24 protein-coding genes, 1 pseudogene and 1 riboswitch are annotated in these 22,106 nt (G+C 59.6%); of the genes and pseudogenes, 12 read left to right on the plus strand and 13 right to left on the minus strand.

Annotated features, from left to right (window positions below; translation table 11 throughout):
- Positions 1-56: 56 nt before the first annotated feature.
- The 7 genes from B5E43_RS00550 to B5E43_RS00580 form a co-directional block, all read right to left on the minus strand.
- On the minus strand, positions 57-2,072 hold the full coding sequence (locus tag B5E43_RS00550; protein WP_087392801.1) for a YgiQ family radical SAM protein: 2,016 nt from the start codon (positions 2,070-2,072) through the stop codon (positions 57-59).
- A 55-nt stretch (positions 2,073-2,127) separates the two neighbouring features.
- On the minus strand, positions 2,128-3,279 hold the full coding sequence (locus tag B5E43_RS00555) for a bifunctional histidine phosphatase family protein/GNAT family N-acetyltransferase (RefSeq protein ID WP_087392802.1): 1,152 nt from the start codon (positions 3,277-3,279) through the stop codon (positions 2,128-2,130).
- 17 nt (positions 3,280-3,296) lie between these two features.
- Complete coding sequence (locus tag B5E43_RS00560) at positions 3,297-3,638, minus strand: DUF1622 domain-containing protein (RefSeq protein WP_087392945.1); 342 nt, start codon at positions 3,636-3,638, stop codon at positions 3,297-3,299.
- Positions 3,639-3,674: 36 nt separating this feature from the next.
- Positions 3,675-4,598 (minus strand): dihydroorotate dehydrogenase, encoded by a 924-nt coding sequence (locus B5E43_RS00565; protein ID WP_087392946.1) that lies wholly within the window; start codon positions 4,596-4,598, stop codon positions 3,675-3,677.
- A gap of 97 nt (positions 4,599-4,695) precedes the next feature.
- Positions 4,696-5,475, minus strand: coding sequence for a dihydroorotate dehydrogenase electron transfer subunit (locus B5E43_RS00570; protein ID WP_087392803.1), 780 nt, complete (start codon positions 5,473-5,475; stop codon positions 4,696-4,698).
- Positions 5,476-5,498: 23 nt separating this feature from the next.
- The gene (pyrF, locus tag B5E43_RS00575; protein ID WP_087392804.1) at positions 5,499-6,422 is read right to left on the minus strand and encodes an orotidine-5'-phosphate decarboxylase; all 924 of its coding nucleotides are present in this window, start codon (positions 6,420-6,422) and stop codon (positions 5,499-5,501) included.
- Positions 6,423-6,450: 28 nt separating this feature from the next.
- Positions 6,451-7,728 carry a dihydroorotase gene (locus B5E43_RS00580; RefSeq protein ID WP_087392805.1) on the minus strand — a complete coding sequence of 426 codons (1,278 nt, stop codon included), beginning with the start codon at positions 7,726-7,728 and terminating at the stop codon, positions 6,451-6,453.
- A gap of 240 nt (positions 7,729-7,968) precedes the next feature.
- Here B5E43_RS00580 and B5E43_RS00585 point away from each other — a divergent pair, with 240 nt between their 5' ends.
- Entirely contained in the window at positions 7,969-8,154 is a 186-nt protein-coding gene (locus B5E43_RS00585; protein WP_087392806.1) for a hypothetical protein, read from the plus strand.
- 59 nt (positions 8,155-8,213) lie between these two features.
- Here B5E43_RS00585 and B5E43_RS00590 read toward each other — a convergent pair whose 3' ends face one another.
- The 6 genes from B5E43_RS00590 to thiM all read right to left on the minus strand — a co-directional run bounded on the left by B5E43_RS00590 (position 8,214) and on the right by thiM (position 12,490).
- Positions 8,214-8,882, minus strand: a complete 669-nt coding sequence (locus B5E43_RS00590) for a TenA family protein (RefSeq protein ID WP_087392807.1) — start codon at positions 8,880-8,882, stop codon at positions 8,214-8,216.
- The gene (locus B5E43_RS00595) at positions 8,879-9,487 is read right to left on the minus strand and encodes an energy-coupled thiamine transporter ThiT (RefSeq protein ID WP_087392808.1); all 609 of its coding nucleotides are present in this window, start codon (positions 9,485-9,487) and stop codon (positions 8,879-8,881) included. The genes B5E43_RS00590 and B5E43_RS00595 overlap by 4 nt, the downstream gene beginning before the upstream one ends.
- A complete protein-coding gene (gene thiD, locus B5E43_RS00600; protein WP_087392809.1) occupies positions 9,484-10,281 on the minus strand; it encodes a bifunctional hydroxymethylpyrimidine kinase/phosphomethylpyrimidine kinase in 798 nt (265 codons plus the stop codon). The genes B5E43_RS00595 and thiD overlap by 4 nt, the downstream gene beginning before the upstream one ends.
- A 106-nt stretch (positions 10,282-10,387) precedes the next feature.
- Positions 10,388-11,041 carry an HAD family phosphatase gene (locus tag B5E43_RS00605; protein WP_087392810.1) on the minus strand — a complete coding sequence of 218 codons (654 nt, stop codon included), beginning with the start codon at positions 11,039-11,041 and terminating at the stop codon, positions 10,388-10,390.
- Entirely contained in the window at positions 11,038-11,682 is a 645-nt protein-coding gene (gene thiE / locus B5E43_RS00610) for a thiamine phosphate synthase (protein WP_087392811.1), read from the minus strand. The genes B5E43_RS00605 and thiE overlap by 4 nt, the downstream gene beginning before the upstream one ends.
- Positions 11,669-12,490: a hydroxyethylthiazole kinase gene (gene thiM / locus B5E43_RS00615; protein ID WP_087392812.1), complete on the minus strand. Its 822-nt coding sequence runs from the start codon at positions 12,488-12,490 to the stop codon at positions 11,669-11,671. Before thiM ends, thiE begins: the two co-directional genes overlap by 14 nt.
- Before the next feature lie 73 nt (positions 12,491-12,563).
- Positions 12,564-12,668, minus strand: a riboswitch (TPP riboswitch).
- Positions 12,669-12,803: 135 nt separating this feature from the next.
- On the opposite strand from thiM, the pseudogene cdd reads away from it, so the two are divergent.
- From cdd to B5E43_RS00670, 11 genes and pseudogenes are all read left to right on the plus strand, one after another.
- Positions 12,804-13,226, plus strand: a pseudogene (gene cdd, locus B5E43_RS00620) (cytidine deaminase); the annotation flags it as partial.
- A 90-nt stretch (positions 13,227-13,316) separates the two neighbouring features.
- The gene (locus B5E43_RS00625) at positions 13,317-13,523 is read left to right on the plus strand and encodes a DUF378 domain-containing protein (protein WP_164475072.1); all 207 of its coding nucleotides are present in this window, start codon (positions 13,317-13,319) and stop codon (positions 13,521-13,523) included.
- Between the two features lie 215 nt (positions 13,524-13,738).
- Positions 13,739-14,635, plus strand: coding sequence for a phosphate ABC transporter substrate-binding protein (locus B5E43_RS00630; RefSeq protein ID WP_087392815.1), 897 nt, complete (start codon positions 13,739-13,741; stop codon positions 14,633-14,635).
- Positions 14,636-14,794: 159 nt separating this feature from the next.
- On the plus strand, positions 14,795-15,637 hold the full coding sequence (gene pstC / locus B5E43_RS00635) for a phosphate ABC transporter permease subunit PstC (RefSeq protein ID WP_087392816.1): 843 nt from the start codon (positions 14,795-14,797) through the stop codon (positions 15,635-15,637).
- Between the two features lie 23 nt (positions 15,638-15,660).
- The gene (gene pstA / locus B5E43_RS00640; protein ID WP_087392947.1) at positions 15,661-16,566 is read left to right on the plus strand and encodes a phosphate ABC transporter permease PstA; all 906 of its coding nucleotides are present in this window, start codon (positions 15,661-15,663) and stop codon (positions 16,564-16,566) included.
- A gap of 43 nt (positions 16,567-16,609) precedes the next feature.
- A complete protein-coding gene (gene pstB, locus B5E43_RS00645; protein ID WP_087392817.1) occupies positions 16,610-17,368 on the plus strand; it encodes a phosphate ABC transporter ATP-binding protein PstB in 759 nt (252 codons plus the stop codon).
- 1 nt (position 17,369) lies between these two features.
- Complete coding sequence (gene phoU, locus B5E43_RS00650) at positions 17,370-18,011, plus strand: phosphate signaling complex protein PhoU (RefSeq protein ID WP_087392818.1); 642 nt, start codon at positions 17,370-17,372, stop codon at positions 18,009-18,011.
- Positions 18,012-18,058: 47 nt separating this feature from the next.
- On the plus strand, positions 18,059-18,733 hold the full coding sequence (locus B5E43_RS00655; RefSeq protein WP_087392819.1) for a response regulator transcription factor: 675 nt from the start codon (positions 18,059-18,061) through the stop codon (positions 18,731-18,733).
- 40 nt (positions 18,734-18,773) lie between these two features.
- On the plus strand, positions 18,774-20,423 hold the full coding sequence (locus B5E43_RS00660) for an ATP-binding protein (protein ID WP_087392820.1): 1,650 nt from the start codon (positions 18,774-18,776) through the stop codon (positions 20,421-20,423).
- 164 nt (positions 20,424-20,587) lie between these two features.
- On the plus strand, positions 20,588-21,100 hold the full coding sequence (locus B5E43_RS00665) for a DUF4358 domain-containing protein (RefSeq protein WP_087392821.1): 513 nt from the start codon (positions 20,588-20,590) through the stop codon (positions 21,098-21,100).
- Positions 21,101-21,252: 152 nt separating this feature from the next.
- The gene (locus tag B5E43_RS00670) at positions 21,253-21,888 is read left to right on the plus strand and encodes an orotate phosphoribosyltransferase (RefSeq protein ID WP_087392822.1); all 636 of its coding nucleotides are present in this window, start codon (positions 21,253-21,255) and stop codon (positions 21,886-21,888) included.
- Positions 21,889-22,106 lie beyond the last annotated feature (218 nt).

The following is a 22,106-nucleotide window of genomic DNA, read 5'->3' on the forward strand; positions in this document are numbered from 1 at the left end:
CGAGTGAATAGCCAAACACACAAAACCGCGGCAAGCCATCGCTTGCCGCGGTTTTTTCAACGGGAACCCCGTTTTTTCGTCCCTTTTTTTACTGCCGGCTTTGCTTTGGCCCAGCCCGCTTTCCGCTTAGGACGGGAAGCCTCAGAACCGGAGCGTTTTTCCACAGTGTGCCGCCCGTCAAAGGCTTCTTTGCGCCCGGAGCGGCCCTGCTTGAAGGAGGGTGAATCCTTCCGGCCATTGTCTTGCTTTGGCTGGCTGCTGCCTGTCTTGTCCGGCCGGATGAGACAGTGCTTTCCATAGCCAATTAGGTCCTCCCGGCCGGTGCGACGGAGGGCTTCCAGCACCAGGGCACGGTTTTGAGGCTTGCGCCACTGCATTAGAGCACGCTGCATGGCCTTGTCGTGGGGGGTCTTGGGCACAAATACCGGCTTCATGGTCCGGGGGTCCAGTCCGGTGTACCACATGCAGGTGGCCAGGGTGCCGGGGGTGGGATAAAAGTCCTGGACCTGCTCGGGCATGTGCCCCTGCTTATTCAGCCACTCCGCCAGCTGCACCGCGTCGGAGAGAGTGCAGCCGGGGTGGGAGGAGATGAGGTAGGGGACCAGGTACTGGTCCTTGCCGTAGCGGCGATTGAGCTTGAAATACTTTTCCCGGAACTTCTCATATACCTCAATGTGGGGTTTGCCCATGTAGTCCAGGGTGTTGGCCACGCAGTGCTCGGGAGCCACTTTTAACTGTCCGGAGATGTGGTGCTGAATGAGATCGGTGAAAAACTCTCCACTGGGGTCTTTCATCAGGTAGTCAAAGCGGATGCCGGAACGAATGAACACCTTTTTCACGCCTGGGATGGCACGCAGCTTCCGCAGGAGCATCATATAGTCGGTGTGGTCGGCGTCCAGATTGGGACAGGGCTCGGGAGCCAGACAGGCCCGGTTTTTGCACATGCCGTATTTCAGCTGCTTTTGGCAGGAGGGGCGGCGGAAGGTGGCAGAGGGGCCGCCCACATCGTGGATGTAGCCTTTAAAGCCGGGGTGATGGGTGAGGGCGGTGACTTCCCGAATGACGCTCTCATGGCTGCGGCAGGAGATGGTGCGGCCCTGGTGGAAGGCCAGGGAGCAGAAATTGCAGGCTCCGAAGCATCCCCGGTTGTGGGTGACGGAGAAACGCACCTCCTCAATGGCGGGCACGCCTCCCATGTTATCGTACATGGGGTGGGGCTCCCGGACGTAGGGCAGTTCGGCCACCCAGTCCATCTCGGGGGTGGACAAGGGCGGAGCGGGGGGATTGACCAGTAGGAACTGGCGGCCATGCTTTTGGAGAATAGCCCGCCCCACCACGGCATCGTGCTCCAGATACTCCGTCATGTTGGCCCGGGCATAGGCCTCCTTGGAGGCGGACACCTCCTCAAAGGAGGGAACCTCTACCTTGGGGTAGGCACACATTCCAGGGTGGCCAACCGCCACACAAGTGCCCCGCACGTCGGTGATCTCAGACACCGGAGTGCCTGAATTCAGGCGGCGGGCGATCTCTAAGGAGGCCTTTTCTCCCATACCGTAGGTGAGAATATCCGCCTGGGCATCGAAGAGGATGGAGCGGCGCACCTTGTCCTCCCAGTAGTCGTAGTGGGCGAAGCGGCGCAGGGAGGCCTCCAGCCCGCCGATGATGACGGGAATGTCCCCAAAGACCTCCCGCACCCGGTTGGAGTAGACCACCGTGGCGTGGTCGGGGCGCAGACCGGCCCGGCGGCCGGGAGAATAGGCGTCGTCGTGGCGGCGCTTTTTGGCGGCGGTGTAGTGGGCCACCATGGAGTCGATGTTCCCGGCCGAAATGAGTACCCCTAACCGAGGACGGCCCAGAGCGGTAAAGGCGTCAGGGAAGCGCCAGTCAGGCTGAGCCAGGATGGCCACCCGGTAGCCCTCCGCCTCCAGAACCCGCCCGATGATGGTGGGGCCGAAGGAGGGGTGATCCACGTAGGCGTCACCGGTGATAAGGAGGAAATCATATCCATCCCACCCCCGGCGGTCCATATCCTCCTTTGAGACGGGCAAAAACAGATCTCGGTCAAAGCTCATGGCGCTTCTCCCTTTCTTGATAGAATGAAGGAGGGCCGCTGGGAGCGGCCCTTCCTTATTGATCGTAGCCGATATACTTTTCCAAAATGTCCAGGGGAACCCGGCTGCCGGGCTCCTCCCCAATTTTTTGGAAGCCGTGGGTGCGGTAGAAGTGCTGAGCCCCGGCATTATAGGGAGCGCAGCGCAGGCGCAGCTTGTCCCGGCCCAGGGGGCGGAAGAAGGAGACGGCCTGTCCAATGAGCTGGACACCCAACCGCCGTCCCCGGAAGGGGGGAGTTAAGTAACAAAAGGCGATGTATCCCGCCCCGTCTTGAGCGTAGCGCTGCTGGTCTACCTGAAGCAGACCGGCAATTTCATCCCCAGCCATGGCCACGGTGATCCCCCAGGGGGAGTGGGACAGGTGCTCCCGGGCACCCTCCAGAAAAGGCTCTGCCTGGAAGGGAACATTTTCCCCATGGATGGAGGTCCAGGCCTCCTTACGAGCACAGAGGTACAGTTCCTCTTCCTGGGTCCACTGAATGGGGCGGTACCACAGGTTGATGTCCGCGTTTTTCTCCCCCTTTTTCCACCAGTTCTGCCGGCCCAGGGTGGACAGCTCCGGGGTCAGGTGGGAGGCGTCTCCCTGAAATTGGATGGTAAAGACTCCGTCCTGGTAGGTCAGGCAGGTGACAGCAGTGTTCTCAAAGTGGGGCAGGGTGCGCCAATCCTCCGGAGCGACGCCCGCAGCATTGGCCAAAAATTGCCGGATGGCGGTGCCGTGGGAGAAGATGGCCACCGTTTGCTCCGGGTGGGCCTGGGCAATGTCGCGGACAGCCTGTTCCACCCGGGCTCCCAGATCTCCTAGACTGTCCCCGTGGGGGGCGCGCCAGGTGGGGTCGCTGCGGTTAAACCGGCCCAACTCTCCTGCGTCGGTGCGGTAAATCTCACCCCAGGGGTGATCCTCCCAGTCTCCCATGTGGACCTCCCGCAGACGGGGGTCGGTGTGGAGGGAGAGCCCCTTGGGCTGAAAGACAGCACGGGCGGTGGCTTGGGTGCGGTAGAGGTCGCTGGAGTAAACGGCGTCTACGGGAACCTCCCGAAAACGGTTCTCCAGGGCTTCAATTTGGCGAAATCCGTTGTCGGTAACCAGAGCGTCATACCAGCCGTGAATCCGGCGGTAGAGGTTGCCCTCGGCTTCCGCGTGGCGGACGAGGTAAATGGTGGTCATAAAACGACAATTCCTTCTTATTGTTTCGAATTTGGCCGTGTCCGCATCTCTCCCCGCATTTCGATATGGATGAGTAGGGACAGCAGAGCCCGCAGGAGAATGACAATCCCCAGCACCAGCAGCTCATTGAGTTCCCGGACCAGGACGGTTTTCAAAATTTCTGCGGCCATTTTAAATTCCAGACTGGTGGCCAGACCATTGGCCAGGTCAAATTTCACATCCCGTGGGGCGTGAGTGACCAGCCCTGTGCAGTAGCTCCAGAAGGCCCGCAGGGCGGAGATTACCACCACGATAATGCCCATCAGCTCGCACAGAGAGATAATAGGGGGCACAATCAGCTTGACCAGTTCTTCCAGCACAGTCTCAGCCTCCAGTCCGATCAAATGGGAAGGGGTTCAGTTCCAGGGGAGCACGCCTCCGGTGAGCTGGCTTACCTGAGACAGCCCTTGGCGGGCAGCCAGCTGCGTCAGGCCGTCCCGTACCTTCAGGGGGGCGTAGGGGTCAGCGAACAGGGCGGTGCCCACCGCCACGGCGGAGGCTCCGGCCAGCATCAGTTGGGCGGCGTCCTCCCCCTTGGCCACTCCGCCCATACCCAGAATGGGCAGGTCCACCGCCTGGGATACCTCCCAGACCATCCGGACGGCCACAGGCAGTACGGCAGGGCCGGAGAGACCGCCAGTGTTCATCTTCAAAATGGGGCGGCGGGTGTTCACGTCGATGCGCATGCCCCGGATGGTGTTGATGAGGGAGAGGGCGTCCGCCCCAGCCTCCGCCACCGCCTTGGCGATTACCGTGATGTCGGTGACGTTGGGGGAGAGCTTTACCATCACCGGTACGGCTCCCGCGTGGGCCTTGGCCACCTCGGTCACCTCAGCGGCCAGCTCGGGCCGGGTGCCGTAGGCCATGCCTCCCGCCTTCACATTGGGGCAGGAGATGTTGACCTCGATCATATCCACACCGGCCTGGGAGAGCTTCTGGCACATGATGCCGTACTCCTCCGGGGTGTTGCCCGAGATATTGGCAATGACCCGGGTGTCAAACTGGCGCAGAAAGGGCAGCTCATGGGCAATAAAGGCGTCTACACCGGGGTTCTGCAGGCCCACGGAGTTGAGGATGCCCATGGGAGTTTCAGCAATGCGGGGGGCGGGGTTGCCCTCTCTGGGGTGGAGGGTAAGGCCCTTGGCGCAGATACCGCCCAGCTCGCCCAAATCATAAAACTGGTTGTACTCCCGGCCAAAGCCAAAGGTGCCCGAAGCCACGACCACCGGATTTTTCATGGTCATTCCCGCCAGGGTGACGCTCTGGTCCACCGTGGGCAGGGGCTGCTCGGACCGGGAGGGCCGGACCGAGAGGTCGGGGCGGGAGCCGGTGAGGGCGCCGCCCACATTGTGCTTGGGAAGAAACAGAGTCTTTTTCTCAGACATCCCAATCCACCTCCTTGGAGTCAAACACAGGGCCGTCCTTGCACACATGCTTCCGGCTTCCGTCTGCCATGTCGCAGGCGCACACCAGGCAGGCTCCGACGCCGCAGCCCATCCGCTCCTCCATGGAGACCTGGCAGGGCACGCCGAACTCCTCGGCGGCCTTGGCCACGTTGCGGAGCATCAGCTTGGGTCCGCAGGCCAGCACGGCGTCGTAGTGGGAGTCCTCCGCCAGCTCCTGGCGGACCAGGGCGTCCACAAAGCCGTGGTAGCCCAGAGAGCCGTCGTCGGTGGCGATCAGGACCTTGGCGCAGCTATCCTCCAGCTGGGGGAGGAGGATGGCCTTGTCCTTGGAGCGGAAGCCCACAATGGCGGTGGATTTCCCGCCGCTGTACTGGGCGCAGCCCATCATGGGGGGGACACCGATGCCACCGCCCACCAGGAGGTAGCGCCCCTCGGGCTTCATGGAAAAGCCGTTGCCCGCCAGGCCCAGCACATCCACGCTGTGGCCCACGGGCCGGTTGGCCAGCCACTCCGTGCCCTCGCCCCGCACCTCAAAGATAATGGACAAAAGGTCGTCGGGTTTATCCTCCATACAGGAGCACACGGAGATGGGGCGGCGCAGCAGCAGGCCGTCCCCGCACTTGATGTGGACGAACTGCCCCGGGGCCCGGAAGGAGGTGCGGACCATGTCGCCCACCTCCAAAACCAGAAAGACGGCGTCGGGATTGAGCCACTCCTTGGATATAATTTTACACTTTCGTTCCACTTTCATGCCAGTTACGCCCCTTTTCCTGCTTACACAATGGTAACAAACTGCTTGATGTCATCCCGCATGGCGATGGCGGCATTCCGGGCGGCCTCCTTGAAGTCGTGGCCGTCTCCGCCGGTCTTCTTCCAGGCGCACATGATGCCCCGGGAGGAGTTGACGATGGCGCCGTGGCCATACTTGTCAAAGGCGTACTGCACATCGTCGGCGGTACCGCCCTGAGCCCCGTAGCCGGGGACCAGGAAGAAGGTGTGCTCCAGGCGCTTACGCAGAGCCCGGATGTCGGAGGGGTAGGTGGCCCCGGTGACGGCTCCGGCCATGGTGTAGCCGTACTTGCCCTCGGTGCCCTTGGCAATGCGCTCGTTGAGGTCGCCCATTACCTGGTACACCAGCCGGTCCCCGGCCACAATGTCCTGCAGCTCCCCAGAGCCGGGGTTGGAGGTCTTCACCAGCACGAACACGCACTTGTCCTCCCCCTTGGCGGCCTCCAGGAAGGGCTTGATGGAGTCGGAGCCCATATAGCCGTTGAGGGTGACGCAGTCGGCGTCGAAGGACTTGAACACCTGGCCCTCGATGGGAGCGCCGGACAGCCAGCCCTCCGCGTAGGCGGAGGCGGTGGAGCCGATGTCGCCCCGCTTGATGTCGGCGATGACGAACAGGCCCTTGCTCTTGGCGTAGCGGATGGTCCGCTCCAGCATCTCCATTCCCTGCCAGCCCAGGTTCTCGTAGTAGGCCGACTGGGGCTTGACGGCGGGGACGATGTCGCACAGCGCGTCGATGAGGCCCACATTGAACTGCCAGATGGCCTCGCAGGCCCCCTTCAGGCCCACACCGTGCTCCTCAAAGGCGGCCTGGCGGATATATTCAGGGACGTACTCGATGCGGGCGTCCAGCCCGGCAACGGTGGGGTTTTTCATGGCGCGAATCTTGTCCTGCAGGATATCAAATGACATGGAATGTGCTCCCTTTCCTCTTATAAAATCAGGCGTCCTGGTAAATGATGCGGCCGCCCACAATGGTGTACTTGACCCGGCCCTTCACCTTGTGGCCGGCGAAGGGGGTGTTGCGTGCCTTGGAGGCAAACTGCTCGGGATCGATGACCCACTCCTCATCGGGGTCGAAGATGGTCAAATCGGCGTCCACCCCCAGGGACATTCGGCCCTTGGGCAGATGGAGGATGTCAGAGGGGTTAGTGGTCATACGGCGGATGATGGCGGGCAGCTCCATTTTCTTGGTGTGATAGAGCTGGGTGAGGGTGATGGCCAGAGAGGTCTCCAGGCCGATCATGCCGCTGGGGGCCCGGGTGAGGGGGCGGGCCTTCTCCTCGGCGGAGTGGGGGGCGTGGTCGGTGGCGATGACGTCAATGGTGCCATCCTTCAGGCCGGCGATGATCCCCTTCACGTCCTGGGCGGTGCGCAGAGGGGGATTGACCCGGGCCATGGCGCCCTGGGTGAGCACCTCGTCCTCGGTGAGGGTGAAGTACTGGGGACAGGTCTCGCAGGTGATGGCGATTCCCTTCTTTTTCATCCGGCGAATGATTTCCACACTTTTGGCGGTGGAGACGTGGCAGATGTGGACATGGGCTCCTGTCTCCTCGGCTAACATGGCATCCCGCATGACCACCAATTCCTCGGCGATGGCGGGGCGGCCCTCCAGCCACAGCTGGCGGGAGACGCTGCCTTCATTGACGGCCCGGCCGGCCACCATGGTGGTGTCCTCACAGTGGCACAGCACGGGGATCCCCAGGCGGCTGGCCCGGATGAGGACGTCCCGCATGAGATTGGCGTTATCCACATTGTTCCCGTCGTCGGACAGGGCCACCGCTCCGGCTTTTTTCAGCGCTTCGGCGTCGGTGGGTTCCTCCCCACGCAGGCCTTTGGACAAAGCAGCGATGGGGTAGACCTGGACTCCGCAGCCCTCCAGGGCGCGGTTTTTCACATAGGAGACCAGCTCCGGAGAGTCCACGGTGGGGTCGGTGTTGGCCATACAGGCCATGGAGGTGACCCCGCCCCGGGCAGCGGCGGCGCAGCCGGTCAAAATGTCCTCTTTATAGGTGAGACCGGGGTCCCGGAGATGGACATGCATGTCCACCAGACCCGGGCAGACCACCATTCCGGAGGCGTCAATGATCTGGTCGGCCTCCGGGGGGAGCTTGCGCTCCAGAAGGGAGATCTTCCCGTCTTCGATAAGCAGGTCCTGGAGCAGGACGGCGTTGGTGACCGGGTGAACCACCCGCCCGTTTTGAATCAGTAATTTCATAGTGTATGATTCCTCCGAACGATCAAGGCGCACAGGCCGTTAAAAAATAAGGGACAGGCAGACGCAAAAATGCGCTGCCCCGGTATGGAAAAATAAGATAGATCGCAGCCCATACCAATGGCATGATAAATTATAACGGAATGCGCAGAATTTAGCAACGGATTTTTCCCGATTCCGGGGAAGAATAATTCCCAGCGAGGCGGGACAGAAGAGACCGTTTCGCAAAAAGGAGGGAACAGCATGAACAATTGTTGTGGGGCTGGATATGGCAAATTTATCATGGGCATGGCCACAGGGATGGTGGCTGGCGCCGCTGTGGGCATGGCCATGGCACCCTCCCACCGCCAGATCCGCCGGGCGGCCCATATGGCGGCCAAACGGGTGAACGAAGCGGTGGAAAATTTGGCAGAGGCCATGGATCTGTAACCAAACAAAGCCGGACGGGAACATCCGTCCGGCTTTGGCATAAGGAGGAGAAAGGGAACTTACAGGTCCGTTCTGGGACGGGCGCTCATTTCCCAAAAGTGCAGCTCGTGGAGGGAGCAGGCGTGGAAAATTTCCCGGCACTTGGCCTGGCGTTGGGGGGAGAGGTCCTGACAGGCCTGATCGGTGAAGGAGGACCAGGACGAGCAGATGGCCTCATAGCGGTTGCCGGCATAGTCTCGGACAAAAGGCCAGTAGGGGGTGTGCTCTACCTGGGGAGAGCGGCGGATGAGCTCCCCGAAGATCCAGCCATAGCTGAGCATGCAGGGCAGGCAGGCCATCATACATTCCGCTGCACCTTCCCCTTCCTGGGCGGCCTTCAGCATGGTGTCCACATAGGCCCGATTCTCCGGCCGGAGGGGGAGAGGCTGGATGTCCCGGTCAGTGATACCGTAGCGCTTGAGGTAGTACAGGCGGGTGGCGTCCTCGCTCTCGTTGACAAAGGAGAGTAGGGAGTAGTAGTTGCGAATCTCAGCCATATCCTGGGCGTGGAGCATGCCCCAGGCAAATACCTTGGCATACTCCCGCAGATACAGGCTGTCATCCACAATGTAGCCCTTAAAGCACTCCTCGGAGAGGGTGCCGTCGGCTACCCCCCGTAAAAAATCTGTGTCCAGGCAGCGCTCCCAGATGGGCAGGCTGTCCTGAATGCATTCCTCCAGAAAGGTCATGGCTGATTTCCTCCAATGGCTTTTTTGATGGTGTTCAGGGGCAAGGCCAGAAGGATCAGGGTGGTGGCAATGCCCTCGGGGATCTTGCAGGACAGGTGGTAGGTGATGCTGTAGCCCCAGGCTCCCCAGCCGTCCCAGGCGTTTTGGGAGAAGAAGACCACACCGGAGAGCATCTGGCCCATGAATCGCAGCAGGATGGCCAACAGCACTCCGCACAGTACCTTCCATTTTTTATCGCTGCCCAGCACGCCGGCATAACCCAGGGCGGAGAAGGCCACCAGGTGCTCCACGGGGATCTGAGCCCAGTGGACGGGAGCCCAGGCAGGGATGAGGAAGATGGCCAGGATGCCGGTGACCCAGCCGGTGACACAGGCCAGGCGCCAGTCGTAAGTGAGGGCCAGCAGCATCAGGGGAATCCAGGAACCCGGGCTGATGGCCGAGCCGGTGGGCAGGTAGAATAAGAAGGAGCCCAGGACCAGGGTGGCGGCGCACATCAGGCCACCGTAGCACAAAGAGCGGGTGTTCAGCCGCAGTCCCCGGCACAGCCACAGGGTTATGAGCAGATAACCAACAGTAAATACCGTGGTGATGGTCAAAGTCATCATAGGAGGAACTCACCTCTTAAATCAAAGAGGTGGTTCATGGGCCCACGTCCGGCCCCCAGGTCCAGCATGGCCCCCAGGGCTCCGGAAATGTAGGCCTTCGCCCGCTCCACAGCGGCGTCCAGGCCATAGCCCTTGGCCAGGTTAGATGCGATGGCGGAGGATAGGGTGCAGCCGGTGCCGTGGGTGTTGGGGTTGTCGATGCGGCGGCCGCGGAACCATTTGCTTGCTCCGTCCCGCCACAGCAGGTCGTCGGCGTCGTGGATCTGGTGTCCGCCCTTGCACAAAACGGCGCAGCCATACCGCTGGCTGATGGCTTGTGCGGCCCGTTCCATGCCCTGGGCGTCGGTGATGGTCAGTCCCGAGAGCACTTCGGCCTCCGGAATGTTGGGGGTGAGGAGGGTAGCCAGGGGGAGCAGCCGCTCCTTCAGAGCATCCACAGCCTCCTCAGAGATGAGCCGGGATCCGCTGGTGGCCACCATCACCGGGTCCACCACAATGTTTTTGGCCTGGTACTGCTTGAGCTTGTCCGCGATCACCTCAATGAGGGCGGTGGAAGAGACCATCCCGGTCTTGACTGCATCGGGGTAGATGTCAGTGAAGATACAATCCAGCTGTTGAGCCAGAAAGTCAGGGGTGGATTCCAGAATGCCGTAGACGCCGGTGGTGTTCTGGGCGGTCAGGGCCGTGATGGCGCTCATGGCGTATACGCCGTTGGCGGTCATGGTCTTGATGTCGGCCTGAATCCCGGCGCCTCCGCTGGAATCGCTTCCAGCGATCGTCAATGCTGTTTTCATAGTAACTCCTTTCTTTCTACACGCATTGAAGTTTTGTTACGCGACAGAAGGTGGTGCCCCCAATCTGCCGCGGCCCATAGGGCCCATCCGGCGGTGAACCGGACGGTTATCTCAGCTGGTCCAGAAATTCCGGGTCGTCCAGAGCTTCCAGGTACCAGTTAGATACAAGTTTCATCTGTTCCCGATCCCCCTGCGCGGAAGGATCGTAGACGCCCACCACCAGAAACCCACCCGCCCGGGCGGAGCGGGCGGCGTGGAGGGCATCCTCAAAAACCAGGGTGAGCTCTGGGGCGGTGCCCAGGCGCCGGGCGGCCTCCCAGTAGAGGTCGGGGCTGGTTTTTGGGCCGTACTGGGTGGAACTAATGGCAAAGGAGAAGCAGTCCCATAGCCCCAGCCGCTCCATCGCCTGCTGGGCCTGCCGGGTCTCGCTGGCGGTGGCGATGGCGCAGGGGATGTCCAGCTCCTTCAAACGGCGGAGAAGGGTCCTCGCCCCCGGCTTCAGCGGGACCTTGTCCCGGTACTCTCCGTCCACCAGAGCGTTGACCTTCTCCATCAGCTGCGCCCCATCCAAAGGCAGGCGGAAGGTGCGGATCAGGTAGTCGGCGGCCTCCCGGCGGTCCATTTCCCGAATGGTGTAGGCCAGGTCGGGGGGCGGAGTTCCGCCCAGGCGGCGCACCAGCTCCCCGGGGACCCAGTCCCAGATGTACATGGAGTCGGTGAGGGTGCCGTCCAGGTCAAAAATTGCGCCGGCCGGTCTCATGCCTCGACCAGCTGCCCGCACAGCTGCCGCAGCTGCCGGGCGGCGGCGCGGACGTCGGGCTGGGCGAAGAGGGCGGAGACCACGGCGGCCCCGGCAATGCCGCTGCCGGCGAGCTGTAGGATGTTTTCGGCGGTGATACCCCCAATGGCTACGGCGGGTATGTCCACTGCGGCGCAGATCTCCTTTAATGCTCCGTGGGGGAGGGCGGAGGCGTCGGACTTGGTGCCGGTGGGAAAGACAGCCCCCACACCCAGGTAGTCTGCCCCGGCGGCCTGGGCCCGGAGGGCCTCTTCTACGCTGTGGGCGGATACGCCCAGAATCCGGTGGGGACCCAGCTTGGCCCGGGCCTGTCCGGCCTCCAGGTCCTCCTGCCCCACATGGACCCCGTCCGCTCCGATCTCCAGGGCCAGGTCCACATCATCGTTGACGATCAGGGGGACCTGGTAGCGCCGGCAAAGCTGCTGCAGCTGCCGGGCTTCCTCCAGAAAGGCGGCATGGGAGAGGTGTTTCTCCCGAATCTGTATCATGGTCGCGCCCCCCTCCAGGGCCTGTTCCACCTGGTCGGCCAGGGTTTTTCCCTGGGGTAGCCAAGAGCGGTCGGTGACGGCGTAAAGCAGTAGCTGATGTTTATCGAATTTCATAGTTGGCTCCCTCCTCCAATTGCCGCTCGTCCATGTGGTAGATGGCGTCTAGGATTCGATTGCGGTAGGTGGCGTTGCCCTCCCAGGGGGCCAAATGGCTCCAGCCGATCTCTCCGGCTACCCCCATGCAGGCCACAGCGGCGGCGGCGGCCTCCAGCGTTCGGTTGGGATTGGCGGCCAGAAAGGCGGCGGTGAGGGCGGAGAGCTGGCAGCCTGTCCCGGTGATGCGGCTCATCTCTCTGCGCCCGTTGCGGATGACAAAGCACCGCTGCCCGTCCGATACCAGGTCAATGGCCCCGGTGATGGAGACAAGGCACCCAAACCGGGCAGCGGCCTCCTTGGCAAAGGAGATTCCCGTCTCCAGATTTTCTTCCGTCACCGCGTCGGTACGGCTGGCGTCCACCCCCTGGGTGTCTGCCGCTCCATGGAAAAGGGCGTGAAATTCCGAGATGTTGCCTCGGATGGCGGTAAAGGAGATCTGCTCCAGCAGCCGTTTGGCCGACTGGGTGCGCAGGGCGCTGGCCCCCGCCCCCACCGGGTCCAGTACGGTGGGGTGGTCCAGGGCGGCAGCGGTCTGTCCCGCCAGCTCCATGGCGGGGAGAGTGCGCTGGTTGAGGGTGCCGATGTTGATGGTGAGTCCCGCACAGAGCTTGGAGATATCCGCTGCTTCCCCGGGGTCGTCGGCCATGATGGGGCTGGCCCCACAGGCCAAGAGGGCGTTGGCCACATCGTTGACGGTGACATAGTTGGTGATGCAGTGGATGAGGGGGGCTGCGGCGCGCACCCGATCCAGACAGGTTCCCAACAAGGAACATTCCTCCTTTGTGATAAAACAAAACCCGCGGGTACGTCCGGCCAAGGCGGAAAGACGTTCCTGCGGGAAGCTCCCAAAACTATCTCCCTACGTTGGCATTACCCAAATCAGGTCACAGGTCGAAGCGCACAGCTTCCTCTCAGCCCGTTTGCGAGCTCCCTTGTTATTGGTTCCATATGTAATGTTATCTTCAAATGCTTGGATGGATGCTATTATAGCCCCCCAAAAAGAGGATTGCAAGTTTTTTTTTCGTAGGGTATGCTAGAGTGGAAAGAGAAAGGAAGAACGCGAATCGCAGGAAGCGGCAAGGGAAGGAGACGAGAGAATGACAGATCAGGAACTGGTGCAGCGGGCCATTGATATGGAGGAGCGGGCCTATGCGCCCTATTCCCATTTCCCAGTGGGGGCGGCGCTGCTATGTGAGGACGGGACGGTGTTCACCGGCTGCAATGTGGAAAACGCCGCCTACGGCAGCAGTATCTGCGCCGAGCGCACTGCTCTGGTCAAGGCGGTAAGCGAGGGGCGGCGAACGGACTTTGCTGCTCTGGCTGTAGCAGGCCGGGGCGAGGACTACTGCTGGCCCTGCGGTGCCTGCCGGCAGATGCTCTATGAGTTTGCACCCCGGCTGCGGATCTTGGCGGTGAGAGGGGATGGAGCCTGGCAGGAAGTGGAGCTGTCCCAGCTGCTGCTCCACGGCTTTGGACCAGAGCAGCTGGGAGAAAAAGAGTAACGGGGAAATTTTACCGTTCAAGTTGGAATATTTACGTCCAGATTGGGTAAGCTACTCCCGGAAGCCAATCCGAGGAGGTAATCTGACGTGATCGTGGACAAAATTGCTTTGACTCTGCTGATTATCGGCGGGCTGAACTGGGGCAGCGTAGGTCTGTTTCAATTTGACCTGGTGGCCTTTGCCTGCGGCGGGTCCGGGAGCATGATCAGCCGGGTGGTGTACACGCTGGTTGGTCTGTCCGCTGTGTGGTGTATCTCCCTGTTGTTCCGAGATCGGGACGGGACAGGAAGAACCTGACCGGAAAGCGGCAGCATAGCATGGGAAAAACAGGGGCTGAATGCATATTTTGCATTCAGCCCCTGTTTCCTTACTATCGTTTGTTTGATTGATTTTACATTCCGTTCGATTTTACAAACAGTTAACATAGAAGTTGTTTTGCATTTTACAAAGACTTTTTATACTGAGCACCGTAATCCAGAAGAACAAATCAAACAGCAAAAGGAGTACTTAAAATGAAAAAACTGACTTGCCTGGGCCTGACCATTGCCATGGCCCTGACCCTGCTGGCCGGCTGCGGCGGCAACACCACTAGCGAGAGCACCGGCTCCAACGCCGGCACCTCCACCAACCAGAGCGCTAGCACCTCCGAGAATAACAGCGCGGAGACCACCCTGAGTGGTGTGGTAAACACCAACGGTTCCACCTCCATGGAGAGCGTGATCAAGATCCTCAGCGAGGCGTTCAGCCAGGAGAATCCTGAAGTAGAAGTGAAGTACAGCGGCTCCGGTTCCGGCGCGGGCGTGACCTCCGCCATCGAGGGCACCGCTGATCTGGGCCTGGCCTCCCGTGAGCTGAAGGCTGAGGAAGAGGAGCAGGGCGCTGTGGCCCATGTGGTGGCTCTGGACGGTGTGGCCGTTGTGGTCAACCCCGAGAACGCCGTGGAGGACCTGACTGTAGAGCAGATTGCCAAGATCTTCACTGGCGAGATCACCAACTGGAAGGATCTGGGCGGCGCTGACGCTGAGATCGCTGTGTATGGCCGTGAGGCCGGTTCCGGCACCCGCGGCGCCTTCGAGGAGATCGTGGGCGTGGTAGACGGCTGCAAGTACCTCAACGAGTATTCCTCCACTGGTGATGTGATCGGCAACGTGGCCTCCAATCCCAATGCCATCGGCTATGCCTCCCTGTCCGCTGTGGGCGACACCGTTAAGGCCGTGAAGGTTGGCGGCGTGGAGTGCTCCGAGGCCACCGTGCAGGACGGCACCTATGCCATCCAGCGCCCCTTCATCATGATCACCAAGGACGGCACCCAGCTCTCCGAGGCTGCTCAGGCCTTCCTGGACTTCGCCACCAGCGAAGCGGTGGGCGATCTCATCAAGCAGGCCGGCGCGGTGCCCCCTGTGAAGTAAGATTACTCCCTCATACAGGCTTAAGACACGCGCCGGTCGGCCGCGTGTCTTGGCCTGCATAGAGAAGATTTCAAACCCTATGAAAGAAATTCGGAACGGACAGAAAGGCGGTTTCCATCTGTGAAGCACACCAAGAAATTAAATCCGCTGGAGGCGGGGATGCACACCCTGTTTTTCCTGTGTGGATTTGTGGCGGTGGCCTTTGTGCTGGTCATCACAATTTATCTGGTCATCTCCGGCATCCCAGCCATTCGGGAAGTGGGACTGGTGGACTTCCTATTCGGGACCACCTGGGCTTCCACCAACCAGACCAATCCCCAGTATGGGATTCTCCCCTTTATTCTTACCTCCATCTATGGCACTGCGGGCGCCATTGTGATCGGCGTGCCGGTGGGATTTATGACAGCCGTGTTCCTGGCCAAGGTGGCGCCCCCCAAGGTGGCTGCCGCCATTCGTCCGGCGGTGGATCTGCTGGCGGGTATTCCTTCCGTGGTCTACGGCATGGTAGGCATGGTGATTTTGCTGCCTGGGATCCGGGAGCTGTTTCACCTGCCGGCGGGCGACACCCTGCTGGCAGCCATTATTGTGCTGGCCGTGATGATTTTGCCCTCCATCATCTCGGTATCGGAAACCGCTCTGCGGGCAGTTCCCCGGGAGTATGAGGAGGCCAGCTTGGCTCTGGGCGCCACCGAAATCGAGACCTATTTCCGAGTCACTGCCCCTGCGGCTAAAAGCGGCATCGCTGCTGCCGTAGTGCTGGGTGTGGGTCGGGCCATCGGTGAGGCAATGGCCATTATGATGGTGGCGGGCAACGCCCCCAACATGCCCAATTTGCTGGGCAGCGTGCGGTTCCTGACCACCGCCGTGGCCAGTGAAATGTCCTATGCTGCCGATGGCAGCCTACAGAAAATGGCCCTATTTTCCATCGGCCTGGTGCTGTTTGTTTTCATTATGATGATTAACGTGCTGCTCAACGTGGTGCTCAAGCACGAGAAGGAGTGAGGAGCATGGAAGGAGTGAATCTCATGTCACAGCCAGCTGGCGGCGCAGTGCAGGGCGTCGGAGCGACCCGAAGCGGTCTGTCCGCCTCCCGAAAGGCCTATGACCGGGGCCTGCGGGCTCTGGTATGGCTGTGCGCGGGTCTGACCTGCGCGCTGCTGCTGTTTTTGATCGGCTACATCTTCTACCGAGGGGTTCCCAACCTGTCCTGGGAGTTCTTGACCACCCAGGAATCCCTGCTCAAAGGGACTATGGGTATCCTCCCCGCCATCTGCAACACCCTGTACGTCATCGGCGTGACACTGGTGATCGCCCTGCCCCTGGGCGTGGGCGCCGCCGTCTACCTGACGGAGTACGCCACCAACTACCGCCTGGTGGCCGGAATCGAGTTTGCCACAGAGACCCTCTCGGGCATCCCCTCCATTTTGTACGCCCTTGTTGGCTACCTGGCCTTCAGCAAGACGCTGGGCCTGGGCTATTCCCTCTTGGCCGCCTCTCTGACTCTGGCCATGATGAATTTGCCCACTATCATTCGTACCACCCAGGAATCCCTGAAAACGGTGCCCCAGGGCTACCGGGAGGGAGCACTGGGCCTGGGCAGCGGGAAGTGGCATATGATCCGCACCATTGTCCTGCCCGGTTCCATCGACGGCATTGTCACCGGCTGCATTCTGGCCGTGGGCCGGATCGTGGGCGAGTCGGCGGTTTTGCTCTATGTGGGCGGTATGGACAGCACCATGAACTCCTTCTTTGCCAGCTGGGACAAGTTTGCCCACAGCTCCGGCGCTACCCTGACGGTGCAGCTGTACGTCTTTGCCAAGGAGCGGGCCATGATGGACCCCGCCTTCGCGGTGGCTGTGGTGCTGCTGGGTCTGACCTTCCTCATCAACCTGTGTGCCAAGCTGGCCGGGAAAAAGCTGAGACAGAAGTAATTTGGTTGCCACAACGAGATTAGAAAAGGAGCCTTCATCATATATGGAAGATATTATCCTGTCCGCCCGGGATCTGAACCTGTACTACGGGGAGAACCACGCCCTGAAAAATGTAATGATCGACATTCCCGAGCGTAAGATTACCGCCCTCATTGGGCCCTCCGGCTGCGGAAAGTCCACCTTTCTGCGCACCATTAACCGGATGAACGACCTGATTCCCAGCGTCAAGATCACCGGCTCGCTGACCTACCGAGGCCAGGAGATCTATGCTCCGGATCAGGACGTGACCGACCTGCGCAAGCGCATCGGCATGGTGTTCCAGAAGCCCAATCCCTTCCCCATGTCCATCTATGACAACGTGGCCTACGGACCCCGTACCCACGGCATCCGCAACAAGGTGAAGCTGGACGAGATCGTGGAGGAGTCCCTGCGGGGGGCTGCCATCTGGAACGAGGTCAAGGACCGGCTGAAGAAATCCGCTCTGGGCCTGTCCGGCGGCCAGCAGCAGCGGCTGTGTATTGCCCGGGCTCTGGCGGTAAAGCCGGATGTGCTGCTTATGGACGAGGCCACCTCCGCTCTGGACCCCATCTCCACCTCCAAAATTGAGGACCTTGCGGTGGAGCTGAAAAATGACTATACTATCATCATGGTGACCCACAACATGCAGCAGGCCGCCCGTATTTCCGATATGACCGCCTTCTTCCTGCTGGGTGAACTGGTGGAGTATGGGGATACCGAACAGATTTTCTCCATGCCCCAGGACAAGCGGACGGAGGACTATATCACCGGGAGGTTTGGCTAAGATGAGAAACACCTTCAACGAGCAGCTGGAGCAGCTGAACGTGGAGCTGATCAAGATGGGGGCTCTGTGCGAGGAGGCCATTTCAGCCGCCACCAAGGCCTATTTGGAGGCAGACCGGGAGCTGGGCCAGCGTGCCTGCCAGCTGGAGCAGGAAATTGACCATAAGGAGCGGGACATCGAAGGACAGTGCATGAAGCTGCTGCTGCGCCAGCAGCCGGTGGCCCGGGATCTGCGCTCGGTGTCTGCGGCCATGCGGATGATTTCGGACATGGAGCGCATTGGAGACCAGGCCTCGGATATCGCGGAGATTGCCCGGGACATCCAGAGTAACCAGCTGGCCAGCCAGGTGCCCATGGAGGAGATGGCCCGGCAGGCCATTTCCATGGTCACAGACAGCGTAGACGCCTTTGTGCGTGGCGATCTGGCGCTGGCACACAGCGTCATTGTTCAGGATGACATTCTGGACCACCTGTTCCTCCAGGTTCGGGAGGAGCTGATCGGCCTGATCGCCTCGGGAAAGAATGGCAGTGTGTGTCTGGATATGCTGATGATCGCCAAGTATTTTGAGCGCATCGGAGATCACGCCTGTAACATTGCCCAGTGGGTAGAGTATGCCATTACGGGGCAATATGAGGATGATTAAAGCGCAACAGAACGCAGGATTTTGAGATAGGGAGGACCGGAGAGGCCATGATCTATATTCTGGAGGATGACGCCAGTATCCGGAAGCTGGTGGTGTACACCTTAAACAGCCAGGGGATGGAGGCGGAAGGCTTTGACCGTCCATCCACCTTTTGGGCTGCCCTGGAAGAGAAAAAACCGGATTTGGCGCTGTTAGATATTATGCTGCCGGAAGAGGACGGCCTACAGGTGCTCAAGCGGCTGCGGAGCGATCCCTCCACCCGGAAGCTCCCCGTGCTGATGCTGACAGCAAAGGGAACCGAGTATGACAAGGTGCTGGGGCTGGATGAGGGAGCGGACGATTACATAACGAAACCCTTTGGGATGATGGAGCTGATGGCTCGAATCCGTACCGCCCTGCGGCATGCCGGTCAGAACCAGGAAAACGGCAGTACCTATCAGGTGGGGGCGCTGTTTGTGGACCCGGGCCGGCACATTGTTCGGGATGGAGACCGGGAAGTGACCCTGACCCTGAAGGAATTTCAACTGCTGTGTCTGCTGCTGGAGCGGCAGGGGACCGTGTTTACCCGGGATCAGCTACTCAACACCATTTGGGGCTACGAGTTTGACGGCGCCAGCCGCACGGTAGACGTCCACATCCGCACGCTGAGGCAGAAGCTGGGGGAGTCGGGAAACTGCATTGAAACGGTGCGGGGCATCGGCTACAAAATATCCGGAACCTGAGGCGGCGGGATAGACCAATTAAAAATATAAGGAGTCCGATATGACAGCGAAAATTTTTCGTAATTCCATGGCGGTGGGCATTTCGGTGTTCCTGTTGTCTGTAGCCCTGTTTATGGGTGTGCTGTATCAATATTTTGGAAACCAGCTGACGGAGGAATTGGAGACAGAGGCCTGGCTGGTGGCCAAGGGTGTTGAGACCATGGGAATGGACTATCTGGATGGACTGAAGTCCTCCAGCCGAATTACCTGGATTGATCAGGATGGGACCGTCCTATATGATAGCGTGGCCGATCCGGCCACAATGAAAAATCACGCCGACCGGGAGGAGATCCAGGAGGCCATGCTGGGGACCCAGGGGACGGCCCGCCGGGAGTCGGCGACTTTGTCAGAGAAGACCTTCTATGTGGCCCGCCGGCTGGAGGACGGTACGGTGATCCGCCTGGCCAGTGCCCAGTACACCGTGGTGGTGCTGCTGCTGTCCATGGTGCAGCCTCTACTGATCATTCTGGTGGTCACCCTGATTTTGGCCGCAGTGCTGGCCTCCCGGCTGTCCAAGCGCATGATCCAGCCCATTTTGGCGCTGGATTTGGAGCACCCGGAGAACTGTGATACCTATGACGAGCTTGCCCCTCTGCTGACCCGGATTCGCCGGCAGAATGATACCATTGGCCGACAGATGGAATTGATGGGCCAGCGCAGACAGGAGTTCGAGGCGCTGACGGAGAACATGTCAGAGGGCTTTGTGCTGCTGGACCAAAAGGGACATATTCTCTCCTATAACACCGGTACCCTGCGTCTGCTGGGCGTGCTGCCTCCGGCGGAGGAGGCTAATGTGCTGGCGCTGGACCGCACAGATGCGTTCCGCAAAAGCGTAGAGCAGGTGCTGCAGGGCGTGCGGAATCAGTGCCGCCTGGACCGGGGGGGCCGGTGCGTCCAGCTGTTGGCAGACCCTGTTTTCCGGGACAATCAGGTGGCCGGAGCGGTACTAGTGCTGGTGGATGTTACCGAGCGGGAGCAGGGGGAGAAGATGCGCCGGGAATTTACCGCCAATGTTTCCCACGAGCTGAAAACCCCTTTGACCGCCATTTCAGGTATGGCGGAGATCATCAGCAATGGCATGGTAAAGCCGGAGGATGTTCCTGGCTTTGCAGGCGACATCTACAAGGAGAGCCAGCGGTTGATCGCCCTGGTGGAGGATATTATTCACCTCTCCCGTCTGGACGAGGGTGGAACGGATCTGCGGCGGGAACAGGTGGATCTGCTGGAAGTGGCCCGGAAGACCGTGCAGCGCCTACAGCCCCTGGCCAAGCAGGCAGGGGTAACCCTGGCGGTGGCAGGGGCGTCCCTGGTTATGCAGGGGGTGCCCTCTGTACTGGAGGAGATGGTATACAACCTGTGCGACAACGCTGTAAAGTATAACCACAAGGGAGGGACCGTTACCCTGTCTGTGGTTCCCGGAGAGAGCGGCGGCGAAGTGACGGTGGCCGACAACGGCATTGGGATTCCGGCTGAGGATCAGGAGCGGGTATTTGAGCGCTTTTATCGGGTGGATAAGAGCCACTCCAAAGAAATTGGCGGTACCGGCCTGGGCCTGTCCATTGTTAAACATGGCGCTGCCCTTCATGATGCCAGAGTAGAGCTGAAAAGTACCCTGGGAGAGGGCACCACAGTGCGGCTGATCTTCCCTTGATTGGAGAAAAAGTCATCAGGCGGCAGAGGATTCTACCGCCTGACTGTTTGATTGGATAAAATTGCTGGAAAGTGGGGAACCTTCTTTTTAAATGGTCGTCAAAGAAATCAGACGGCTGTGACACACGTCTGAAACGGCCAAATGAGAAAAGGAGAATTAACCCAATGAAAAAGATTTGGACGCTGACTTTGGCGCTTGCCCTGACCATGGGCCTTCTGGTAGGCTGCGGAGGAAATACCGCCAGCACAAAAACGCCCGAGGAGCTTACTCAGCTATATTTCGATGCGATTACCAACAATGGCGGCGAGATGGTGGAATATAACCCGGTGATCTCCCAGGCTCAGGAAGGGGACCAATCCCAGATTATTCTGGAGTCTCTGGGATTGGCGGCGGAGGACATGGAGGCATTTGGCATTAGCATGTCCCTGATGAATGTGCAGGCCTATGGCATCGCCGCTATCATGCCTGCCCAGGACAAGGCGGAGACCGTGAAGCAGGCCCTACAGGATTATATTGATCGGCAGCAACAAAATTTTGAGATGTATCTCCAGGATCAATATGAGGTGGCAAAAAACGCCAAGCTGGAGACCCTAGAGGATGGCACCATTCTGATGGTGATGTGCCAGGACCAGGATACGGTGTTCGATGCCATCTCCACCGCCATTGAGCAGGGCTGAACATGACCGCTGAGATTATTCTCAGCGGTATTTTTATGGATAAAATGTCTGAATAATAAGAAAAGATAGAGAGATATATTGTATTGTTTGAACAGGTATGGTATGATGAAAATGGAAAGTGAGGCAGTTTGTATCAGATAGGAGGTATGGTCATGAACGTAACAGTCATTCAGCACAGACTCAACACCAAGCTGGAAATCTCCGTATACTCCGGTCATTTCGCAACCCGCCATTCCCATAACAGTCACTATATTGATATCACTCGTATGAAGCATGAGCACACTATGGCCCGGGAGGCCGCCATGATGCTGGCCCAGCGTTACTCCTACGAAAAGGGAGTGGACACCGTGGTATGCCTAGATGGCAGCGAGGTCATTGGAGCGTTCCTGGCCCGTCACTTAGCGAAAAATGATATTTTTGCCATGAACAGCAATAAAAATATCAATGTGGTTACGCCGGAATATGATTCCAATGGTCAGCTTATCTTCCGGAATAATCTGGCCCCCATGGTGGCAGATAAGGACGTTCTGATCCTGATCTCCACCGTCAACTCTGGCAAAACCGCCCGGCGCAGTTTGGAATGTGTGGAGTATTACGGCGGACGGGTACAGGGAATCGCATCTATTTTCAGTACCCAGGAGCAGGTAGACCAGGTGCCTGTCTATAGCCTGTTTACTCCAGAGGATATCCCCAATTACGCCACCCATGATCCCAAGAACTGCCCCATGTGCGCAGCCGGCAGAAAAATTGATGCCCTGTCCAATAGCTACGGATTTTCTTTGGTATAACAAACCAATCCTGTTTCCCTGCGGCCCGTCCAATAGACGGGCCGTTTTTATGCGTAAAACAGAATGAATATTCATTTTATTCCACTAAAAAATGAATAATATTCAAAATAAGCAAAAATAGATGGAAAGAACTGAAAATTTTGTGGATAATAATACGAACCAGGGCTTGCAATTCTGGCCGAAGAGTGATAGACTGACAGCACTGAACCAAGGGCGGC

The sequence above is a fragment of the Flavonifractor sp. An100 genome, assembly GCF_002161175.1.
In the GTDB taxonomy this organism is placed as follows: Bacteria; Bacillota; Clostridia; order Oscillospirales; family Oscillospiraceae; genus Lawsonibacter.

Bases quoted from the DNA above. Each gene is read 5' to 3' on its own strand.
- B5E43_RS00550 (WP_087392801.1), bottom strand. From the start codon at position 2,072: ATGAGCTTTGACCGAGATCTGTTTTTGCCCGTCTCAAAGGAGGATATG.
- B5E43_RS00555 (WP_087392802.1), bottom strand. From the start codon at position 3,279: ATGACCACCATTTACCTCGTCCGCCACGCGGAAGCCGAGGGCAACCTC.
- B5E43_RS00570 (WP_087392803.1), bottom strand. From the start codon at position 5,475: ATGAAAGTGGAACGAAAGTGTAAAATTATATCCAAGGAGTGGCTCAAT.
- pyrF (WP_087392804.1), bottom strand. From the start codon at position 6,422: ATGTCATTTGATATCCTGCAGGACAAGATTCGCGCCATGAAAAACCCC.
- B5E43_RS00580 (WP_087392805.1), bottom strand. From the start codon at position 7,728: ATGAAATTACTGATTCAAAACGGGCGGGTGGTTCACCCGGTCACCAAC.
- B5E43_RS00585 (WP_087392806.1), top strand. From the start codon at position 7,969: ATGAACAATTGTTGTGGGGCTGGATATGGCAAATTTATCATGGGCATG.
- B5E43_RS00590 (WP_087392807.1), bottom strand. From the start codon at position 8,882: ATGACCTTTCTGGAGGAATGCATTCAGGACAGCCTGCCCATCTGGGAG.
- B5E43_RS00595 (WP_087392808.1), bottom strand. From the start codon at position 9,487: ATGATGACTTTGACCATCACCACGGTATTTACTGTTGGTTATCTGCTC.
- thiD (WP_087392809.1), bottom strand. From the start codon at position 10,281: ATGAAAACAGCATTGACGATCGCTGGAAGCGATTCCAGCGGAGGCGCC.
- B5E43_RS00605 (WP_087392810.1), bottom strand. From the start codon at position 11,041: ATGAGACCGGCCGGCGCAATTTTTGACCTGGACGGCACCCTCACCGAC.
- thiE (WP_087392811.1), bottom strand. From the start codon at position 11,682: ATGAAATTCGATAAACATCAGCTACTGCTTTACGCCGTCACCGACCGC.
- B5E43_RS00630 (WP_087392815.1), top strand. From the start codon at position 13,739: ATGAAAAAACTGACTTGCCTGGGCCTGACCATTGCCATGGCCCTGACC.
- pstC (WP_087392816.1), top strand. From the start codon at position 14,795: ATGCACACCCTGTTTTTCCTGTGTGGATTTGTGGCGGTGGCCTTTGTG.
- pstA (WP_087392947.1), top strand. From the start codon at position 15,661: ATGTCACAGCCAGCTGGCGGCGCAGTGCAGGGCGTCGGAGCGACCCGA.
- pstB (WP_087392817.1), top strand. From the start codon at position 16,610: ATGGAAGATATTATCCTGTCCGCCCGGGATCTGAACCTGTACTACGGG.
- phoU (WP_087392818.1), top strand. From the start codon at position 17,370: ATGAGAAACACCTTCAACGAGCAGCTGGAGCAGCTGAACGTGGAGCTG.
- B5E43_RS00655 (WP_087392819.1), top strand. From the start codon at position 18,059: ATGATCTATATTCTGGAGGATGACGCCAGTATCCGGAAGCTGGTGGTG.
- B5E43_RS00660 (WP_087392820.1), top strand. From the start codon at position 18,774: ATGACAGCGAAAATTTTTCGTAATTCCATGGCGGTGGGCATTTCGGTG.
- B5E43_RS00665 (WP_087392821.1), top strand. From the start codon at position 20,588: ATGAAAAAGATTTGGACGCTGACTTTGGCGCTTGCCCTGACCATGGGC.
- B5E43_RS00670 (WP_087392822.1), top strand. From the start codon at position 21,253: ATGAACGTAACAGTCATTCAGCACAGACTCAACACCAAGCTGGAAATC.